15 protein-coding genes are annotated in these 18731 nt (G+C 62.9%); 3 read left to right on the forward strand and 12 right to left on the reverse strand.

Annotated elements, in window-relative coordinates; translation table 11 throughout:
- The first annotated feature begins 213 nt into the window (after positions 1-213).
- Positions 214-1116 carry a LysR family transcriptional regulator gene (locus APT63_16850; GenBank protein ID AMA47157.1) on the forward strand — a complete coding sequence of 301 codons (903 nt, stop codon included), beginning with the start codon at positions 214-216 and terminating at the stop codon, positions 1114-1116.
- A gap of 139 nt (positions 1117-1255) precedes the next feature.
- On the opposite strand, the gene APT63_16855 is transcribed toward APT63_16850, so the two are convergent.
- The 6 genes from APT63_16855 to APT63_16880 form a co-directional block, all read right to left on the reverse strand.
- On the reverse strand, positions 1256-2275 hold the full coding sequence (locus APT63_16855; protein ID AMA47158.1) for an alpha/beta hydrolase: 1020 nt from the start codon (positions 2273-2275) through the stop codon (positions 1256-1258).
- Positions 2276-2533: 258 nt separating this feature from the next.
- Positions 2534-3007, reverse strand: coding sequence for a LysR family transcriptional regulator (locus APT63_16860; GenBank protein ID AMA47159.1), 474 nt, complete (start codon positions 3005-3007; stop codon positions 2534-2536).
- A 100-nt stretch (positions 3008-3107) separates the two neighbouring features.
- The gene (locus tag APT63_16865) at positions 3108-3731 is read right to left on the reverse strand and encodes a hypothetical protein (protein ID AMA47160.1); all 624 of its coding nucleotides are present in this window, start codon (positions 3729-3731) and stop codon (positions 3108-3110) included.
- A gap of 120 nt (positions 3732-3851) precedes the next feature.
- Positions 3852-4496, reverse strand: coding sequence for a hydrolase (locus APT63_16870; GenBank protein AMA47161.1), 645 nt, complete (start codon positions 4494-4496; stop codon positions 3852-3854).
- 179 nt (positions 4497-4675) lie between these two features.
- Positions 4676-5590: a LysR family transcriptional regulator gene (locus APT63_16875; protein ID AMA47162.1), complete on the reverse strand. Its 915-nt coding sequence runs from the start codon at positions 5588-5590 to the stop codon at positions 4676-4678.
- Between the two features lie 115 nt (positions 5591-5705).
- Entirely contained in the window at positions 5706-6920 is a 1215-nt protein-coding gene (locus APT63_16880; GenBank protein ID AMA47163.1) for an MFS transporter, read from the reverse strand.
- A 408-nt stretch (positions 6921-7328) separates the two neighbouring features.
- Between APT63_16880 and APT63_16885 the strand changes: the two genes are divergently transcribed.
- Positions 7329-9170, forward strand: a complete 1842-nt coding sequence (locus APT63_16885) for an amidohydrolase (GenBank protein AMA47164.1) — start codon at positions 7329-7331, stop codon at positions 9168-9170.
- Between the two features lie 96 nt (positions 9171-9266).
- Here APT63_16885 and APT63_16890 read toward each other — a convergent pair whose 3' ends face one another.
- From APT63_16890 to APT63_16900, 3 genes are all read right to left on the reverse strand, one after another.
- Entirely contained in the window at positions 9267-10529 is a 1263-nt protein-coding gene (locus APT63_16890; GenBank protein ID AMA47165.1) for a hypothetical protein, read from the reverse strand.
- A 193-nt stretch (positions 10530-10722) separates the two neighbouring features.
- Positions 10723-12330 (reverse strand): MFS transporter, encoded by a 1608-nt coding sequence (locus APT63_16895; protein AMA47931.1) that lies wholly within the window; start codon positions 12328-12330, stop codon positions 10723-10725.
- A gap of 241 nt (positions 12331-12571) precedes the next feature.
- Positions 12572-13294: a quercetin 2,3-dioxygenase gene (locus APT63_16900; GenBank protein ID AMA47166.1), complete on the reverse strand. Its 723-nt coding sequence runs from the start codon at positions 13292-13294 to the stop codon at positions 12572-12574.
- A gap of 347 nt (positions 13295-13641) precedes the next feature.
- On the opposite strand from APT63_16900, the gene APT63_16905 reads away from it, so the two are divergent.
- Positions 13642-14448: a hypothetical protein gene (locus APT63_16905; GenBank protein ID AMA47167.1), complete on the forward strand. Its 807-nt coding sequence runs from the start codon at positions 13642-13644 to the stop codon at positions 14446-14448.
- A 940-nt stretch (positions 14449-15388) separates the two neighbouring features.
- Here APT63_16905 and APT63_16910 read toward each other — a convergent pair.
- The 3 genes from APT63_16910 to APT63_16920 are packed head-to-tail and all read right to left on the reverse strand — an operon-like array spanning position 15389 to position 18626.
- Complete coding sequence (locus tag APT63_16910; protein ID AMA47168.1) at positions 15389-16018, reverse strand: maleylacetoacetate isomerase; 630 nt, start codon at positions 16016-16018, stop codon at positions 15389-15391.
- Between the two features lie 10 nt (positions 16019-16028).
- A complete protein-coding gene (locus APT63_16915; GenBank protein ID AMA47169.1) occupies positions 16029-17321 on the reverse strand; it encodes a fumarylacetoacetase in 1293 nt (430 codons plus the stop codon).
- A gap of 3 nt (positions 17322-17324) precedes the next feature.
- A complete protein-coding gene (locus APT63_16920; protein ID AMA47170.1) occupies positions 17325-18626 on the reverse strand; it encodes a homogentisate 1,2-dioxygenase in 1302 nt (433 codons plus the stop codon).
- Between the last annotated feature and the right edge of the window lie 105 nt (positions 18627-18731).

The raw sequence follows: 18731 nt of genomic DNA on the forward strand, positions 1-18731 counted from the left end.
TGGCTTCCATCATCAAAGCCCGGTGCTGCAATGCACATGAACGATGGTCACGCGGGCACTCGAACGGCACGTGCTGCCAGGTCACCGGCTTCCCTGGTCTGGGGCGTCGGAAAAGCCAGGCATGTGTGGCGGGAGGTCGATCAAGAACGGAGTCGTACGGGATGGGTGCAGAGTAAAAACAAGAATCAGTGATTCAAATAAAGGGACAATTTTGTGGATCGAATCGAATGCATGCGTACGTTCATCGCTACCGTCGACGCAAGCGGATTTGCTGCGGCGGCCAGGACTCTGCACGTGCCACGCTCGAAAGTGAGCAAGCAGGTCCAAGCGCTGGAGGAGGCGCTTGGCGTTCAGCTGCTGCACCGTACAACGCGAAGCCTGCACCTTACGGAGGCCGGTTGTGAGTACTACGAAGCGTGCCGAGAAGTCGTGGCGTCGCTTGAAGAAGCAGAGCAGCGGGCACGCAGTGGCTTGGCTGAAGTTCAGGGCGTACTGCGTGTAAACGCACCCATGTCCTTTGGGCAATGCCGCCTGGGCCCGTTGCTGCCTCGGTTTCATGCGCTCTATCCCAAGGTGGAGCTGCAGCTTGTCTTGAGCGATCAGCAGGTCGACCCCATCAAGGGAGGATTCGATGTCACGATCCGCATTGCGAGTCTTGCCGATTCGTCGCTCGTCGCCCGCCATCTTTCCCCGGCGCCCAGGGTATTGGTCGCGTCACCGGGCTACCTGGCGCAGCACGGGGTACCGGAAACGCCCAAGGATCTTGCGTCTCACCACTGTCTGAACTACGGCTACCTCCAGAGCGGGGCCAGCTTGCAATTGAGCAACGGCAAAGACACACAGCGGGTGCATGTGACGGGGCCTCTGCATGCGAATAACGGCGACCTGCTTGCACAGGCAGCCGAGGCCGACATGGGCATTGCCTTGCTGCCTCTTTTCATCGTCGAACAGGCCTTGGCTGAGGGACGGTTGATTCAAGTCTTGAACGAATGGGAGGCGCCACCGATCTCGATCAATGCCGTTTATCCGACGGCGCGTCGAGTGCCCTTGAAGACGCGAGCGTTTCTGGACTTCCTCGCTGCAGAACTGCGGATTTCCGAGACCGCAACCGCTTGATGGCAGTCGGATACGGAGGCATTGCCGAGATTGCCTGACGGACCACTGAAGACCCTGCCTCGTGGTAGAGATCAAGGGCGAAAACCCTCGATCCAGACAAGGCAGAACCCTCAGCGCTCTGCCACAAGGTGGCCTCATGTCATTGCAGGTTTGCCTTCAGCTCGGCCGCCGCCTGGCGCAGGGCGACCTTGACCGCCGGCACCTGGCTCAGCGGATTGAGCAGGCCGTAGTCGTGGATCATCCCGTTGTACCGCACCGACGTCACGGTCACGCCAGCCGCGTTCAACTTGCGGGCATACGCCTCACCTTCATCACGCAACACATCGAACTCGGCCGTCTGCACCAGCGCCGGCGGCAGCCCCTTGAGCTGTTCGGTGCTGGCCCGCAGCGGCGAGGCGTAGATCTGTTGCCGTGCCATGGCATCGGTGGTGTAGTTGTCCCAGAACCACTTCATCATGCCGGTGGTGAGGAAGTGCCCCTCGGCGAACTGCGTGTACGAACCGGTCTCGAAGCTGGCATCGGTCACCGGCCACAACAGCAGCTGGAAGCGCAACGTGGGCGTACCGGCTTCCTTGGCCTTGAGCGCCACCACGGCGGCCATGTTGCCGCCGACGCTGTTGCCGGCTACAGCCAGGCGCTTGCCGTCGACATCGATCTCGCTGCCGTGCTCGGCGACCCACTGAGTGGCGGCATAGGCCTGGTCGATCGCCGTCGGGTACTGGGCTTCTGGCGACGGGGTATAGTCGACATAGACAGCCACCGCGCCGGAGCCGACCACCAGATCGCGAATCAGCCGCTGATGGGTCGGGAAGTCGCCGAGTACCCAGCCGCCGCCGTGGAAGAACATGAACACGGGCAGCTTGCCTTTGACGTTGGCCGGGCGCACCACCTGCAGCTTGATCGACTGGCCGTTGGCCTGGATGGTGCGTTCCTTGACCTCGATACCGGAAAGGTCGACCTTCACCGAAGCCTGGGCCCCGGTCAACACGGCGCGGGCGTCTTTCGGGCTGAGCTGTTCGAGCGGCTTGCCACCCCCTTTTTCCAGCGCCTCGAGGAAGGCCTGCGTGTGCTGCTCGACGCCTGGGCTGCCGGCGGCGAAGGCGCTGGACACGGACAGCGCGAGCAGCGAGGCGGTGAGGGTCTTGTGGACAATGTTCATGAGCGAATCCTTTTCCTTGCACGTAAGAGTAGTGGGCGTCTTGCCTGGCCTTCAGGGCCATCGCTGCGACTTGTTCGTAGATTAAAGAGATGGGCAGATGGGAAAAAGCCGCCCAACAGGGTTTCACTGTCGCTTCAAAAGGGACAATTCAACGAGGCCTGGAGTCGTTCGCTGTCACGATCGAGCTCGCCACCCAGGCGAATGTCGGAGGCAGGAGTGTTCATGGTCCGTTCGAGACATTCGATCCGCCAGCCGCTGTCATGGAGCGAGGTGATGTTTACTGGAAAGGCACCGGTCGAGACGGCGCATTGCAAAGCGCGCAGGCATCCTGATCACCCAGGCGCCGGGGCCGGTAATGGCCAGGCCTGCATACAGCACGATGAGCAGCCAAGCGAACTGGGCCTCCTCCAACGTCCATTCCGGATGCACCACCACCAGCGCAACCCCGAGCACGGCGAGCACAGGCAGGCAGGCCAGTCGTGCGAACACGCCAAAGACCAGCAACAGGGGACAGACCACTTCAGCGAACACCGCCATGGCCAGCGTCAGCGTCGGCCCCAAGCCAAATGGATCTTCGATCCGCTGCAGTTCGGTGCTCCAGTTGAGCAGTTTGGGGAGGCCGTGAATCTGGAGCAGCAGCGCCGCGGCAGACACGCGCAAGAACAACAGGCCGAGTGGGACCGAGCGTTCAGCCAAGGTACTTGGTCTGTGTGGGTTGTCTGAAATGACCATGTCGCGAATCCTTGTACCTGAAGGTTGAAAGTTCTTGGATGCCTCATCGCCCTGCAGCGATGGGCCGCCATGTTCATGTCGAGCGTGAGGCCCTCGACAGCTATTTGATGATCGGGCGCCGTATCGCCTGCTTCAGCGCAGTGCGCGCGACTTTGAATGCCAGCAACCCTAGGGCGCCGACACCGACACTCGCCAATCCGAGCACCAGGTAGTCCTTCATGCTGTCGAAGACATACACGATCGGCCCACCGAAGCCGGCACCGAGCGCGAGAGCACTGTTGCACCAGAGCAGTGAACTCAACAGGCTGTAGGCCACAAAATGCGATTTGGGCATGCCCAGTTGTCCAGCCAGCAGCGTGGAAACCGCGCCTGCGCCAGGGACGAACTTGGCGAAGATCAGCACCATGGGCCCATGGCGCAGGTAGGCCTTGCGTCCTTGAGCAAAGGCAGCACTCATTTTCGGAAAGCTTCTGCAAATCCTGCGCGTCAGGGCATCGCCAAATCGGGCACCCATGAAGTACCAGATGCAATCAGCAAGCAGACAAACGACCAAAGCCATCAGAACGACGAGCACGGGATCAGGTGCTCCATGCTGACTGGCAAACGCTCCGGCAAGGACCAGCGAGGGGTAGGACGGAATGGGCAAGCCCATCTGATCGCCGAAAACGTTCAGTGCGAGTAGCAGCAACGGGTGATCCACTGCAAAGCTTTCAACTGGACTCATGGCGGCACCTCTTCTGGGCTCGGCTGTCGTCGGATCGCTGAAGGCAGGGTGCGGCGAGTCAGCGCGAAGCCGTCAACCTGAGCCGCGATCGCACTCAGGCCGACGGTTCACGCCTGGCAGTCAGGACACCTGACGTGGAGGGGCCTTGTGCACCATGGTGTAGGCGTAATCGACCCCCATGCCATAGGCACCACTGTGCTCCCGGACCAGGTCCATGACCGGTTGGTAGGTGTCCTTGTGCGCCCAGTCACGCTGGTATTCGAGCAGCACTTGCTGCCAGGTCACCGGAATGGCGCCGGCCTGAATCATGCGCTGCACCGACATGTCATGGGCTTCCTGGGTGGTACCGCCCGAGGCATCGGTGACGATGTACACCTCGTAACCGGCTTCCATGGCTTGCAGCGCCGGGAAGGTCAGACAGACTTCGGTCCACAGTGCCGCCATGATCAGTTTCTTGCGGCCAGTGGCGTTCACCGCCTCGACCAGCTTGGCGTCTTCCCAGCTGTTCATGGAGGTGCGCTCGATGGGCTGCGCACCTGGGTTCACCGCCAACAGTTCTGGCCAAATATAACCGCTGAAACTTTCGGTTTCGACCGAGGTGTAAAGGGTCGGAACGTTGAAGATCTTGGCGGCCTTGGCCAGGCCGACCGTATTGTTTTTCAATGTCTGACGGTCGATGGACTGAACACCAAACGCCATTTGGGGTTGATGATCGATCAAAATCAGCGCGGAGTTGGTCGGGTTCAGCAGTTCGTATTTGGACATGGTTGCAGTCTCTTCAGAATGATTGAAAACATGACGTATCAAACAGACTCCGCACGGTGCGAATGGCGTTGTCTGCGGCATGGGGATCATTCTGATTGGTACAACTTGACCGCACAATTACCCTAAGTTTGACTTGTCTGTTTCAATAAAAGAGACAATCGCTCATCCCTCCCGAAGTGTTACGCATGACGCTCTACAACTTCCAGCAACGCTTTCATGAATGTCGTAAAGGCCTTGCGCCGTGTGGACTCACGGTTGATGGGCAAATAGATGATATTGATCGACGTGTTCACCGACCCCGGATTCACCTCATGGTCGGGTAGCACACGGGTGAGTCGTCCCTGTTGAACATCCTCCGCCACCAGCCAGTCCGCCAGCAGCGCTATGCCCTGCCCTGCGACTGCCGCTTGCCTGAGAACGTCTGCGTTGTTGCTCTGCACACGCCCCTGGACCGAAACCGATACGGTCTGGCCATCGACGTCGAAGTGCCAGTCCGACCGTGATTCCCCGTAGTCGAAACGCATGCACGCATGGTCTGCGAGCTCGCCTGGCCGTGTCGGGGTTCCACACTGCTTCAGGTAGGCCGGGCTGGCCACCAGCCAGCGTTGGAAATGGCCGATGGTGTTGCAGATGACTTCTTCGCTGGAGACCGTCGACCCCAGGCGTACGCTCAGGTCGATCCGGTCTTTGTACAGGTCGACTCTCTCATCACTGAGACTCAGGCTCACCTCCAGCGCCGGATGGGCTGCAAGCAATCGCCCAAGGTGGGGCGCGATCAAGCGCCGTCCGAACTCCACCGGGACGCTGACGCGGAGCTTGCCTTTCGCTTCACTTCCCCTATCGGACACCATGCTGTCAGCCGCGGCCAGGGCATCCAGCAGGGCCACGGCCTTATCGAAATAGGCTTGGCCCAGGTCGGTGGGGCTGTTTCGCCGTGTGCTGCGAGTGATCAGCGTTGTGCCTAGCTCCGACTCCAAAGCTGCCACCTGGCGCGCCACGGACGAGGTCGCCACGCCGAGCTTTCGTGCCGCGGCGGAGTAGCCGCCGCAACGCACGGTCTCCACGAACATGTTCAGGGCAAGCAATTTATCCATAGGTCCGACTCTGTTGAAGGTCCATGAGGCGAGCGGATGTGTTCACCACTCGGGGTTTCAGACAGTGTGGATCATAGCCAGGTGGACTGGCCTTGAGCATGGACGGGTGTGTGGTTCAGCGCTTGCCCATGTGCTTTGCCAGATACACCATAAGTGCCAAGGCAGGGATCACTGCAGCCGAGCACAGGGTCGTGGTCCAGCCCAGTCGCTCGTAGAGCGGACTGGCGACCATAGAACCCACTGCTCCACCGACGAAGATACTGGTCATGAACACTGCGTTCAGGCGTGCCCGACTGTTGGGGTCCAGGGCATAGACCTCGCGCTGGCCGAGGACCATGTTCAGTTGCACGGCGAAGTCCAGGGCTATCGCAGCTGCAACCAGTCCCAGGTAACCCAGGCCGGGCACTGCGCCGACCAGCATGGCTGCCGGTGCCAATGCCAAGGCGACCAGCGTGCTCACGTTGCCATGACCGGCATCGGCCAGGCGGCCAGCGATCGGCGCCGCAATGGCACCCACGGCACCGACCAGGGCGAACAGCGCCACCCCGTTCTGACTGAAACCATGATGACGAATCAACTCGATCGGAACGACAGTCCAGAAGAAACTGAAGCTTGCGAACAGCAACCCCTGGTACAACGAGCGCTCCCGCAGAACGGCATACTGCCTGGCCAGTCCGAAGACAGAGCCAATCAGGCGACCATAGGTGGTGTGATGGTTCGGCATGCGCGCAGGCAGCAGTACCGTCACCAGCGCAGCAATCACGACCATCAACACGGCGGCACTAAAGAACACCCCTCTCCAGCCCATGTACGCCGACATCAGGCTGGACACGGGGCGAGCCAGCAGGATTCCGATCAGCAAGCCACTCATGATGTTGCCCACCACCCGGCCACGGCTGTTTTCAGGCGCCATGTGCGCGGCCAGTGGCACCAGGATCTGCACGGCGACGGAGGTCAGCCCTATCATCAGCGACGCGATCAAAAATAGCGAAGGCGACTCGGCCAGGCCTGCTGCTGTCAGAAACACAGCGACGACCAAGGTGAAGCCGATCACCAGGCGTTTGTTTTCCATCAGATCGGCCAAAGGCACCAGGAACAGCAGGCCGGCGGCATACCCGAACTGGGTCAACGCAACGACCAGGCTGGCGTGTTCAGGAGACAGGCCAATGCGTGGGGCGATGAGTTCGACGATTGGCTGCGCATAGTAGAGGTTGGCGACTATGGCCCCACAACAAAAGGCAAGAAAGGTCACCAAGGCCTTGGATAGCGTTGGTGTTGCGTCGGCATGCGCCGACGTTGAAGTCACTGCTTCTGGACTGCTCGCTGACATGGGGACATCTCCGCACAGGATGAGAACGCTCAGGAGCAAGCCTAGGTAGGACGTGGCGTTATCGGAATACGTGTGTCACGCAATGGACTTGTGCAGATGACGCAAGACTGCCAGCCCGCGCACCGCGACCGGTCCCGTTCTTCACACGCGTCCCGCAGCCACGCGGCGGAGCAACAGCCCACCGCACATCCGTCCAATCCTCGGCCTGTTTCAGCTGGCATGCTCTGCAGTGACACCTGTCGCCGCCGCCCTCACACGGAATTGAACATGCCTCAGGATCACAACGACAAGACCCGTCGCCAGTTCCTCGCCGCCAGCACTGTGCTGGGTGCCGCTGGCGCGCTTTGGTCTGCATTGCCTTTCACCGGCCAGGCCGGTTCCGCTCACGCATCCATCCAAGGAGGTTACATGACCGCCGACCTGATTCTGTTCAACGGCAAACTGCACACCGTTGACCGCGAAAAGCCCACCGCCACCGCCGTCGCCATCAAGGACGGCCGCTTCGTGGCCGTGGGCAGCGACGCCGAGGCCATGGCCCACAAGGGCAGCGCCACGCAGATCATCGACCTCAAGCAGCGCACGGTGATCCCGGGCCTGAACGACTCGCACCTGCACCTGATCCGCGGCGGCCTGAACTACAACCTTGAACTGCGTTGGGAAGGCGTACCGTCGGTGGCCGATGCCCTGCGCATGCTCAAGGACCAGGCCGCCCGCACCCCGACCCCGCAGTGGGTACGCGTGGTCGGTGGCTGGAATGAATTCCAGTTCGCCGAAAAACGCATGCCGACCCTGGAAGAAATCAACCAGGCCGCCCCTGATACCCCGGTGTTCCTGCTGCACCTGTACGACCGCGCGCTGCTCAACCGCGCTGCGCTCAAGGCCGTCGGCTACGACAAGACCACACCGAACCCGCCCGGTGGAGAGATCCAGCGTGACAAGTTCGGCAACCCGACCGGCATGCTGATCGCTCGCCCGAACGCGATGATTCTCTACGCTACCCTGGCCAAGGGGCCGAAGCTGCCGCTGGAATACCAGGTCAACTCCACCCGCCAGTTCATGCGCGAGCTGAACCGCCTGGGCCTGACCAGTGCCATCGACGCCGGCGGCGGTTACCAGAACTTCCCCGATGACTACTCGGTGATCCAGGAGCTGGCCGACAACGATCAACTGACCGTCCGCATCGCTTACAACCTGTTCACCCAGAAGCCCAAGGAAGAACTGGACGACTTCCGCACGTGGACCTCCAGCGTCAAGCTGCACAGCGGCACCGACTTCCTGCGCCATAACGGCGCTGGCGAGATGCTGGTGTTCTCGGCCGCCGACTTCGAGGACTTCCTCGAGCCGCGCCCGGACCTGCCGCAGACCATGGAAGAAGAGCTGGAACCCGTAGTGCGCCACCTGGTGGAGCAGCGCTGGCCGTTCCGCCTGCACGCCACCTACAACGAATCGATCACGCGCATGCTCGACGTGTTCGAGAAGGTCAACCGCGACATCCCGTTCAACGGCCTGCCGTGGTTCTTCGACCATGCCGAAACCATCACCCCGCAGAACATCGAGCGTGTCCGTGCGCTGGGCGGCGGTATCGCCATCCAGGACCGCATGGCCTTCCAGGGTGAGTACTTCGTCGACCGCTACGGCGCCAAGGCCGCCGAACAGACGCCGCCGATCAAGCGCATGCTCGACATGGGCGTGCCGGTAGGTGCGGGCACCGATGCCACCCGCGTCTCCAGCTACAACCCGTGGACTTCGCTGTACTGGCTGGTCAGCGGCAGGACCGTGGGGGGCATGGCGCTGTATCCGGAAGGCCTGGACCGCGATACCGCACTGCAGCTGTTCACCCAGGGCAGCGCCTGGTTCTCCAGCGAGCAAGGCAAGAAAGGCCAGATCAAGGTGGGCCAACTGGCCGATCTGGCAGCGTTGTCGCTGGACTTCTTCAGTGTCGAAGAAGAAGCGATCAAGGGCATCGAATCCGTGCTGACCGTCGTCGACGGCAAGGTGGTGTATGCGGCGGGCGAATTCGATCGCCTCGGCCCACCCCAGGTGCCTGTACTGCCGGAGTGGTCCCCGGTGGCCAAGGTGCCGGGGCACTGGCGCGTGGGCACGCCGTCGCTGGCAGCCACCGTGCACCAGTGTTCGGGACCGTGCGGCGTGCATGCGCATAGCCATGACAAGGCGCGCAAGTCGAGTGTGCCGGTGAATGACTACCAAGGATTCTGGGGAGCGCTGGGCTGTTCGTGCTTTGCTTTCTAAGCTGATGTGACGGTCGAAAGAAAGGGGCCGCGATGGCCCCTTTTCTTGGTTCTGCCTCGACTGCAGCACGCAGGACCGTACGCCGAGACCATGACGTCAGAATCTACCTGCAAGGGGGTACTCGATGATCAGGTAGATACGGTCGATGTCGCCACCCGCCTGGGCTTGATTGGCTCGGTGACTGACATGGGAGAACGCCAGGCTGAGATCCTTTGCCGCGCCTGACTGGATGACATACTTCAGGTCGATATCGCGCTCCCAGTGCTTGCCACCCTGACCTTGCTGGCCGACATAGGCCCCGCCAGCTGGCGCACGTGTCCCGTCGATACCGCGACCGCTGACGTATCGCCCCATCAGGCTCAAGCCGGGCACACCGAGCGTCGTGAAGTTGAGGTCATAGCGTAGCTGCCATGAACGCTCCCCTGGACCATTGAAGTCAGCATACTTGATCGAATTGGCCAGGTAGATGGCATCGCCTCCGACAAAGTCGAAGGGCGTCTTGCCCTCGACCTTCTGGTAGGCCACGCTCAGCGCCTGGGCACCGAAGCTGAAGCTGGACAGCACGCTGTACGCCAGGGTATCGATTGCGCCTGCACTGGCCTTGCCGGTATCACGGGTCTGGTAGAGGTTGCCATCCAAGCGCCAATGGCCCTCAGCCCTGTTCAGGTTGAGGTAGACCTGACGCCATGTATCGTCCAGCACCCCGGCGTACAGCGCCCCCGCGAATGACCCCTTCGACGCGAATGTAGCGCCGGCCAGGCTGATCGCCCGATCATGCGTCGTCGCGCCATAGCCGCTGAAGTCATCGTGGGTCGAACTGTTGTCCTGGTTGTTGAAGGCGGTGAAACGGCCTGCCTGAAAACGCCAGTCGGGCAGGTCTGCATTCTCCAGAAGCCAGCCCGTGGCATATTCAGGGTGCAGACGTTTGTCACCTGTATCGAACACCGGGGTTTCCACCATCATCTCGCCGTAGCGCAGTCGCGTGTTGCCCAGGCGTAGCTTGAGTGCGGCGCCTGCGCTGGAATACTCGGACGCTGCACGGTTATCGCTGTCGCGCGGCAGCAGCCCGGCACCGGCATGGCCACGCCCCCCGTCCAGCTTGAAACCGATGAACCCGTGGGCATCGATACCGACGCCAATGGGGCCTTTGGTAAACCCTGAGTGGATATCGCCGATGAAGCCCTGCGCCCATTCTTGGCGATAATTCTGGCCGCTCCCGGACGGTGAGCGGAAGTCGCTGTGCAAGAAGTAGTGACGCGTGAGCAGCGACCAGCCCGCTTCGTCGGCTTGGCTGAAAAGCGGGCAACAGGTCAGCGTTGCGAGCAGGATGCGGCCTGGTCCGTGAGGTACGCGGATCATGGTGGCTCCGGGTGGAATGAGCCTGAACTCTGCGCGATTGCCAGGGCTGGGGTCTTGTAACGGTGTGCTAGATGCCGATCACCCTCCCCGGCAGTGAGCCCTTGAAGGCTCGGTGCCGAGGAGCAATGCCAATGGTGTCAGGTACGTTGCCCAGGGCCGCACGATTCGTGTGGATTGCCCACACCGTGGCGGTTCAATGCTCGCCAGACCGATGATGGATGTGTGTTCCAGCCAACAGATGACGAATTTTCACAGGTACGCCTTCGCTCTGGAATGTGCGCACCCGCGCTTCGATGCTCAACTCACCGTGGGTCACCCGATGGTGATGACGCAGGTGCTCGAGCCAGGACTCTTCGAAGAAAAATTCCTGCCACACACTGGGCTCCGCGCTGTCCTGCATCAATCCCCAGGACAAGGCACCGTTTCGCTTGCGCATGGCTTCCAGCTCTCGAGCCGCCTGTGTGAACGCCTCTGCCTGAGCCGGATCGATATGGTACTCGACCGTCACCATGACAGGGCCACGTTCCTGATCCAGGTCATCGCTGAGCACGGGCGCGGGCCAGTGCAGCGAGGGCACGAGTTCTTCAGCTTCCGTTTCAGGGAGCGCCACCCTGCAGGTGGCGAGGGTCGCCAGGGCAAGGCCGCCAGCAGCCAACAGCAGGCTCAGCGTGATCGAGGCATGGCTCGCCACAGTCCCCCACAGAAGGCCGCCGCCCGCCATGGAACCGAAGAAGACCAGAATGTACACCGACAGTGCTCGGGCTCGTACCCACGCCGGCACCGACGTCTGAGCGGCAACCTGCATGTTGGACAGCACCGCGATCCAAGCGGCCCCACCCATCAGCATCGCCGGCAGCAGCACATAGAAACTGCGGACCGATGCGAGCACAAGCAGGAACATGGCATACAACAGGCTGGCGATCATGACCAAACGGTCTCGACTGATCCGTTCACGCAAGGCAGGCAGAAGCGTTGCGCCCCCTACAGCGCCAATGCCTATTGCGGCGAGCAACAACCCGAAATCGGCTGCGGTCCCCTGCATCTCGCTTCGCACGATCAAGGGCAGCAATGAAGTACCCGCGCTGGCAAACAGGAAGAAGGCCAGTGCACGAATCAGTACGGCTTGAAGTGGCTTGGAGCTTCTCGCAAATCGCATCCCCGTACGTATTGCGCCGATGAAGCGCTCGGCAGGCAAGAGCGGTTCCTTCACCTCGCGCTTCCACATGAACAGCACTAGGATGACACCCGCAAACGAAACGGCGTTGAGTGCGAATGTCAGCCACGGGCCTACCAGGCTGACCACCACACCTGCCAAGGCAGGGCCGATCGCTCGCGAGACGTTTATGCCGACACTCGAGATGGCCACCGCATTCGACAGATCCTCCTTCCCGACCAGCTCAGGTGTCAGGGCGCTCCACGCCGGCATCATCAACGCCGTCCCCATGCCCAACGCCAACGTAAGCACCAGAAGCAAGGGCACGTTCATCAGCCCTAGCAGCGTGAGGCTTGCCAGGGTCACGGCGACTGCCGACATCCAGAGCTGCACGAGCAGCAGGTAACGTCGTTTATCGACAATGTCAGCAGCGGCTCCGGCTGGAAGGGCCAGGAAGAACATGGGTAGCGAGCCTGCCACTTGAATCAATGCAACATGCAGCGGGCTGGCTGAAAGGGTGGTCATCAACCATCCAGCGCCGACTTCGTGCATCCAGGTACCGATGTTGGAGGCAATCGTTGCGATCCATAACATGCGGAAGGTGGTATTGCGCAAGGGGCTCCAAGCGCCAGAGGTGGATGTGCTCATTCCATTGCTGCCTTTGACAAAGTGGGGTGGATACAGGTCGGTATTCCGGGTCGTCATGGCTGGGTCATGCCCGCCTGGAGCGCGCGCACGAGCCTCCAGCCAGCATCGGCCGGCCCGAATCGGTTCTTGGGTAGACGTCTCGACGGGACGAGTGCCAGGTCGGCAGTCCCTGATTCAGCCAGGCGGCCTGCTCTGCGCCCGCTTTGCGAGGAGAGGCAGGACCGTCATCCGGCTGCATGGGTCAAGGCATGCGGGGCAACTCATGGGGTCGCAGGTCGAACACGAGCACTTCTGCATCACGCCCGTTGGAAAGCTCGATGACCTGCTCTTTTCTCATGCGAACACCGTCGCCTTCACGAAGCGGCTGGCCGTTCACCTCGATGCCCCCACGTGCCACGTGCACATAGGCATGACGGTTGTCAGCCAGCGTCAGGGTCGCCTGCTCGTCACCGTCGAAGAGGCCCGCATAGACACGCGCATCCTGGCGAACCTGGAGCGAACCCTGCTGGCCATCGGGCGAAATGATCAGCCGGAGTTTGCCGCGCTTTTCATCATCGCTGAAGTGCTGCTGCTGATAACGAGGCGCCGCGCCACGTACATTGGGCACGATCCAGATTTGCAGAAAATGAACCGGTTGTGACGTGCTGTGGTTGAACTCACTGTGAGCGACTCCACTGCCTGCACTCATCAATTGCACATCACCGGGTGTGATGACCGATCCAGTACCCAGCGTGTCTTCATGCGCCAGAGCGCCCTCGAGTACATAAGAAAAGATCTCCATGTCACGGTGAGGGTGCTGGCCGAAACCTTTGCCTGCGATCACCCGGTCGTCGTTGATGACCAGAAGATCAGAAAAGCCACGCTCCTCAGGGTCGTGGTAGTCCGCGAATGAAAAGGTATGAGACGACTTCAACCAGCCATGGTTGGCGTGGCCACGTTCTTCAGCGTTACGGACAGTGATCATGCTATGTCTCCTTGGGGCTCAAGTGCCTCTTTGCGATGAATCAACTTTACTGTCAGGCCTTAAGAACCAGAAGACGCAGTCCAGGGAATGACTGTCTCTTGAATAGGGACAATTCGAACATCTTTTGAAGTGTTGAACGAATCTGGTAGCACGCGTCATTCACGATGAGTGTTTCTTTCGACGTGTAGCGCTTCACTGCCGTGGAGGAGCTGTGACGAATACGGCAGATGCCCTCTGCCCTGAGCGAATCGAGTCGAGGCGCACGCGTGAGATCAGGAGCACCCGCGCCTGTTCACTGGACGAACCGGGGCCCGACAGCTAATAGTTAAGACGTCGGGAGATGCCTCATGAATCCACGTCACGCTTGCCTGGACTGTCTGCAACACGATCCGCCGAACCTGGTCGAGGCCGCCCTGTGGGTTGCTGCCGAACATGACCGAGAGGTCGTCCCCGAGGCCTGGCTGCGGCACGTTCAACACGTTCAGCACGAGGTGCAGGTTCACCTGCCTGCGTTGCCGGCGGCCGAACTCGCCCAACTGCTGCTGCGCCAGCTCAATGCGCTTGGTTTTCAACAGGACGAGCAGTTCCCCCTACGGCCCCATGCTGCCCTGCTGGACCAGGTGCTGCTCAGGCGCCGAGGCCAACCACTGCCGTTGGCGATCCTTGCCCTGGAACTGGCGCGGCGTCTGGATATCGCGCTCGAGGGTGTGAATTTTCCGGGGCATTTCCTGCTGCGGGTGCCCGGTGCCGACTACCTGCTCGACCCCTGCGGCGGCCGGCGCCTGTACCCGGTCGACTGCCGCGACCTGCTGGCCCGCCAGTACGGCGCGCAGGTGACCCTCAGCGCCGACCACCTGCAGGCCGCCACGCCTCGGCAGATGCTGCAGCGCCTGTCGCGCAACCTGCGCCAGTTGCATGCCGACAACGATCAGCCCTTGGCCGCGCTGGTGGATGCCGAGCGGGTCATGCAGCTGGGAGCGCCGACGGCGGCGGACTATGTGGCGCGGGCCATCCTCTACCAGCGGCTGGAGTGCCCCGAGGCAGAGCGGTTCGACCTGGAGCGCGCCTTGTTGCTGAGCGATGACCCGGTGCAGCGGTTGCGGTTGAGCGAACGGCTGGGACGCCTGCCGGTGACGGGGCATTCGCTTCATTGAGGCTGGGTCGTGATGGGGGGCTGAGCGGTGCCACTGATGGGTATGCTTGCAGGCGGGCTTCGTGGGTCTTCTGCGCCCAATCGTGGCCGGTCTGGCGCCTCGGCAGGGACCGCCCCCACACCCGTAGCCGTATTACGACGTTGCAGGCTATCGCAGGATCTTGTGTGGGCTTGCCCACGATGCAAGCGGCGCCTGACAGGGCCCAATCGCGGCACAGGGGCCCACAGGTGGCCGCGATAGCCTGCAACCCCGCGATGGGGCTACGGGTGTAGGAGCGGCCCCTGCCGGGGCGCCGGACCGGCCGCGATGGGCCGCAAAGCGGCCCTAAATCGATTAGCAATAAAGCTCCGGATCCTGCCAGCTATCGCCCTGTTCTCTGCGCGACAGTGCGGCGCCAAGGCGGCGGGCGGACTCCCACCCAGATCTCTGCCGCCATCGGTGTAGGCATGGCTGCGCAAGCAGCTTGTGGGAGCGGGCTTGCCCGCGATGCAGGCGGCGCCTGACAGGGCCCTATCGCTGGCAAGCCAGCTCCCACCCAGATCTCAGCAGCCATCGGTGTAGGCATGGCTGCGCAAGCAGCTTGTGGGAGCGGGCTTGCCCGCGATGCAGACGGCGCCTGACAGGGCCCTATCGCTGGCAAGCCAGCTCCCACCCAGATCTCTGCAACCGTCGGTGTAGGCGTGGCTGCGCAAGCAGCTTGTGGGAGCGAGCTTGCCCGCGATGCAGGCGGCGCCTGACAGGGCCCTATCGCTGGCAAGCCAGCTCCCACCCAGATCTCAGCAGCCGTCGGTGTAGGCGTGGCTGCGCAAGCAGCTTGTGGGAGCGGGCTTGCCCGCGATAGCGTCCAGACCGTCGCCGCCTGCATCGCGGGCAAGCCCGCTCCCACAGAGGGCTGGGCTGGTCCGTCAGATCCCACAAAGGGTGACATGGGTCTATCAGGTCAGCTCGGTGTGTCCGCTTGTGCCTGCGGATGGGCGGCGATGAAGGCCGGATGCCGTTCCGCCAGCGCGACTACCCGCTGGATACGCGGACAGGCCTCCAGCCCCACGCCGAAGCGCTGGGCCGCATATACCTGCGGCACCACGAACACATCCGCCCACCCGGGTGTGGGGCCAAGACAGTACCCCTCCTCGCCCAGCATCTGCTCCACGGCCACCAGTCCACGACCAATCCAGTGCGTGATCCAGGCCTGCACGTCGGTCTCCTCCACCCCATGCCCTCGCAACCATCGCAGGACAGCCACATTGTGCAAGGGGTGGACGTCACACCCGATCGCCCCGGCGATGCTGCGCGCCTGGGCGCGCGCCAGCAGGTCGGCGGGCAGAAGCGGCGGCGTGGGCCAGCGTTCTTCCAGATAGTCGAGGATGGCCATGGATTGCGTCAGGACCTGGCCTGTCTCCAGACGCAGGGCCGGCACGCGGCCTTGCGGGTTGATCCCCAGATAACCAGCGTCCTGCTGCTCGCCCATCAGCAGGTTCACCGGCAACACCTGGGCTTGCAGCCCCTTGAGCGCCAGGGCGATGCGCACTCGGTACGACGCGGTCGAGCGGTAGTAGGTGAACAGCTCCATACCCAAGCCCTCAACGTGCTGGCATGACCCTGCCACGGCACTCGCCGAAGCCGATGCTGACCTGTCCCTCACGCACGCAGCGTGCACGCAGGATGACCTCGTCGCCGTCCTCGAGAAACTGTCGCCGTTCGCCGTTCGCCAATTCGACCGCCTGCTTGCCGCCCTCGGTCGTTTCCAGCAGGCTGCCGAACGCGTCAGCCTCCGTGCCGGACAACGTGCCAGTGCCGAACAGGTCCCCAGGCTGCAACTGGCACCCGTTGACGCTGTGGTGGGCGATCATCTGCGCCACGGTCCAGTACATGCTCGACGCCTGGCTGCGCGCCAGGCGGTGGGCCGGCAGCCCCGAGGCGCGCATGCGCTCGGTCAGCAACAGCACCTCCAGCTCGATGTCGAACGCGCCCTGGGCCTGGTCCTGGGTATCGAACAGGTACGGCAGCGGTTGCGGATCGTCGGCAGAGCGCACGGGCTGCGCGCGCCGGAACGGTGCCAGTGCTTCGGCGGTGACGACCCAGGGCGACACGCTGGTCATGAAGCTCTTGGACAGGAACGGCCCCAGCGGCTGGTATTCCCAGGCCTGGATGTCCCGCGCCGACCAGTCGTTGAGCAGACACAGGCCGGCCAGGTGCTGCCCTGCCTCGGCGATCGGGATCGCCTCACCCAGGGCATTGCCTGGCCCGATCCAGATACCCAGTTCGAGTTCGTAGTCCAGCTTGGCGCTCGGGCCGAACACCGGCGTGGCCTGCCCGGCCGGCAGTGTCTGCCCGCAGGGACGCTGCACCGCCGTCCCCGAGGGCCGCAGGGTCGAGGCGCGTCCGTGGTAGGCGATGGGCACATGCTTGTAGTTGGGCAGCAAGGGGTTGTCCGGGCGGAACAGTTTGCCGACGTTGGTGGCATGCTGCAGACCCACATAGAAATCGGTGTAGTCGCCGACGCGTGCCGGCAGGTGCAGCTGGCAATCGCCCATGGGATACAGGGCACCCTCCAGCTCGCGGCGGTGCTCGCTGTGCTCGCCCAATAGCACCTGCAAGCGCTCGCGCAGCGCCACCCGTGGTGCGGCACCCAGGGCGAACAGCCCATTCAGGGTACCGTCCCGCGTTGCCGCTACGGCCGTCCGGGCCGCGCCCTCGAGCAGGCCTGCTGCCGAGACGGCCTCCAGGTCGAGAATCGCGTCACCGATGGCCACGCCGCAGCGCGGCGCCTCGCCCGGTCGGCTGAAGATGCCCAGCGGCAGGTTCTGCAAAGGAAAGTCGGCATGGCCGTTGGCATGTTCGACCCAGCTGCGGGCAACGGCGGTCTGGCTCATCGATCATCTCCGGTCCGGGGTGAAGGTGCGGGGCAGGGTCGCCCAGCACTGGTCGTAGTCGGGTTGCAACTGTGGGCTGTCCAGGGCCTGGCGGCTGGGGCGCAAGACCTGGGAGGTCTCGAACATGAAGGCCATGGTGTGCTCCAGGTACTGCGGCTGCAGCTCGGCGGCGATCGCCCGGGCGCAGGTCTCGGCATCCGGCCCGTGAGCGCTCATGCAAGGGTGCAATGAGGCGCCGCCGGGCAGGAAGCCCTCGGCCTTGGCGTCGTAGGCGCCCTGGATCAGGCCCATGAATTCGTTCATCAGGTTGCGGTGGAACCAGGGCGGCCGGAAGGTGTTCTGCGCCACCATCCAGCGGGGTGGGAAGATCACGAAATCCAGGTTGGCCATGCCAGGCACGCTGCTCGGCGAGGTCAGCACGGTGAAGATCGACGGATCGGGATGGTCGAAGCTGACCGTGCCCAGGGTATTGAAGCGGCGCAGGTCATAGGTGTACGGCACGTTGTTGCCATGCCAGGCCACCACATCCAGGGGCGAGTGCCCGAGCTCGCAGGCCCAGAACGTGCCCAGGTATTTCTGCACCAATTGCGTGGGCCGCTCGAGGTCTTCGTAGGCGGCCACGGGCGCCAGGAAGTCGCGCGGATTGGCCAGACCATTGCTGCCGATCGGCCCGAGGTCCGGCAGCCGCAAGGGCACCCCGTGGTTCTCGGCGATGTAGCCGCGCGCCTGGGCGTCGAGCAGCTCGACCCGAAACTTCAGCCCCCTGGGCAGGACCAGGATCTGCAAGGGCTCGACCTGCAGCACGCCCAGTTCGGTCACCACCCGCAGGCGCCCCAGCTCCGGCACCAGCAGCAACTCGCCGTCGGCGTTGTAGCACACCCGCTCCATGGAGCGGTTGGCACAGTACAGCGACACGCTGACGCCCGCAGCCTGGTCGGCCGCCGCCGTGGCCGCCATCGGCAGCCATCCGTCGAGGAAGTCGGTCGGCGCGTCGGGTACTGGATGGGGCCCCCAGCGCAAGCGATTCGGCGTGCCCTGCCCCGCAGCATCGGCCAGGGGCTGGTGGGCCAGGCGCTCGAAACGCGGGTGCAAGGCGGAGGGGCGGATGCGGTACAGCCAGCTGCGCCGCTGTTCGGTGCGCGGCAGGGTGAAGGCGGTACCCGAAAGTTGCTCGGCGTAGAGCCCATAGGGCGCTCGCTGGGGCGAGTTCTGCCCGACGGGCAAGGCACCGGGAAGCGCCTCGCTGGCGAACTCGTTGCCCCAGCCGCTCTGGTAGCGAATGTCCGAAGACGCGCTGGCTGTCATCTGTACCTCCGTGCGCCGGAAAGCCCAGCTGCGGGTGGGTGCTCGCACTGACACGTCGAAGCGTCGTACGCGCGCGTTGTTTTTATCGTAAACAGATTACGATAA

Source organism: Pseudomonas monteilii (genome assembly GCA_001534745.1).
Classification (GTDB): domain Bacteria; phylum Pseudomonadota; class Gammaproteobacteria; order Pseudomonadales; family Pseudomonadaceae; genus Aquipseudomonas; species Aquipseudomonas alabamensis.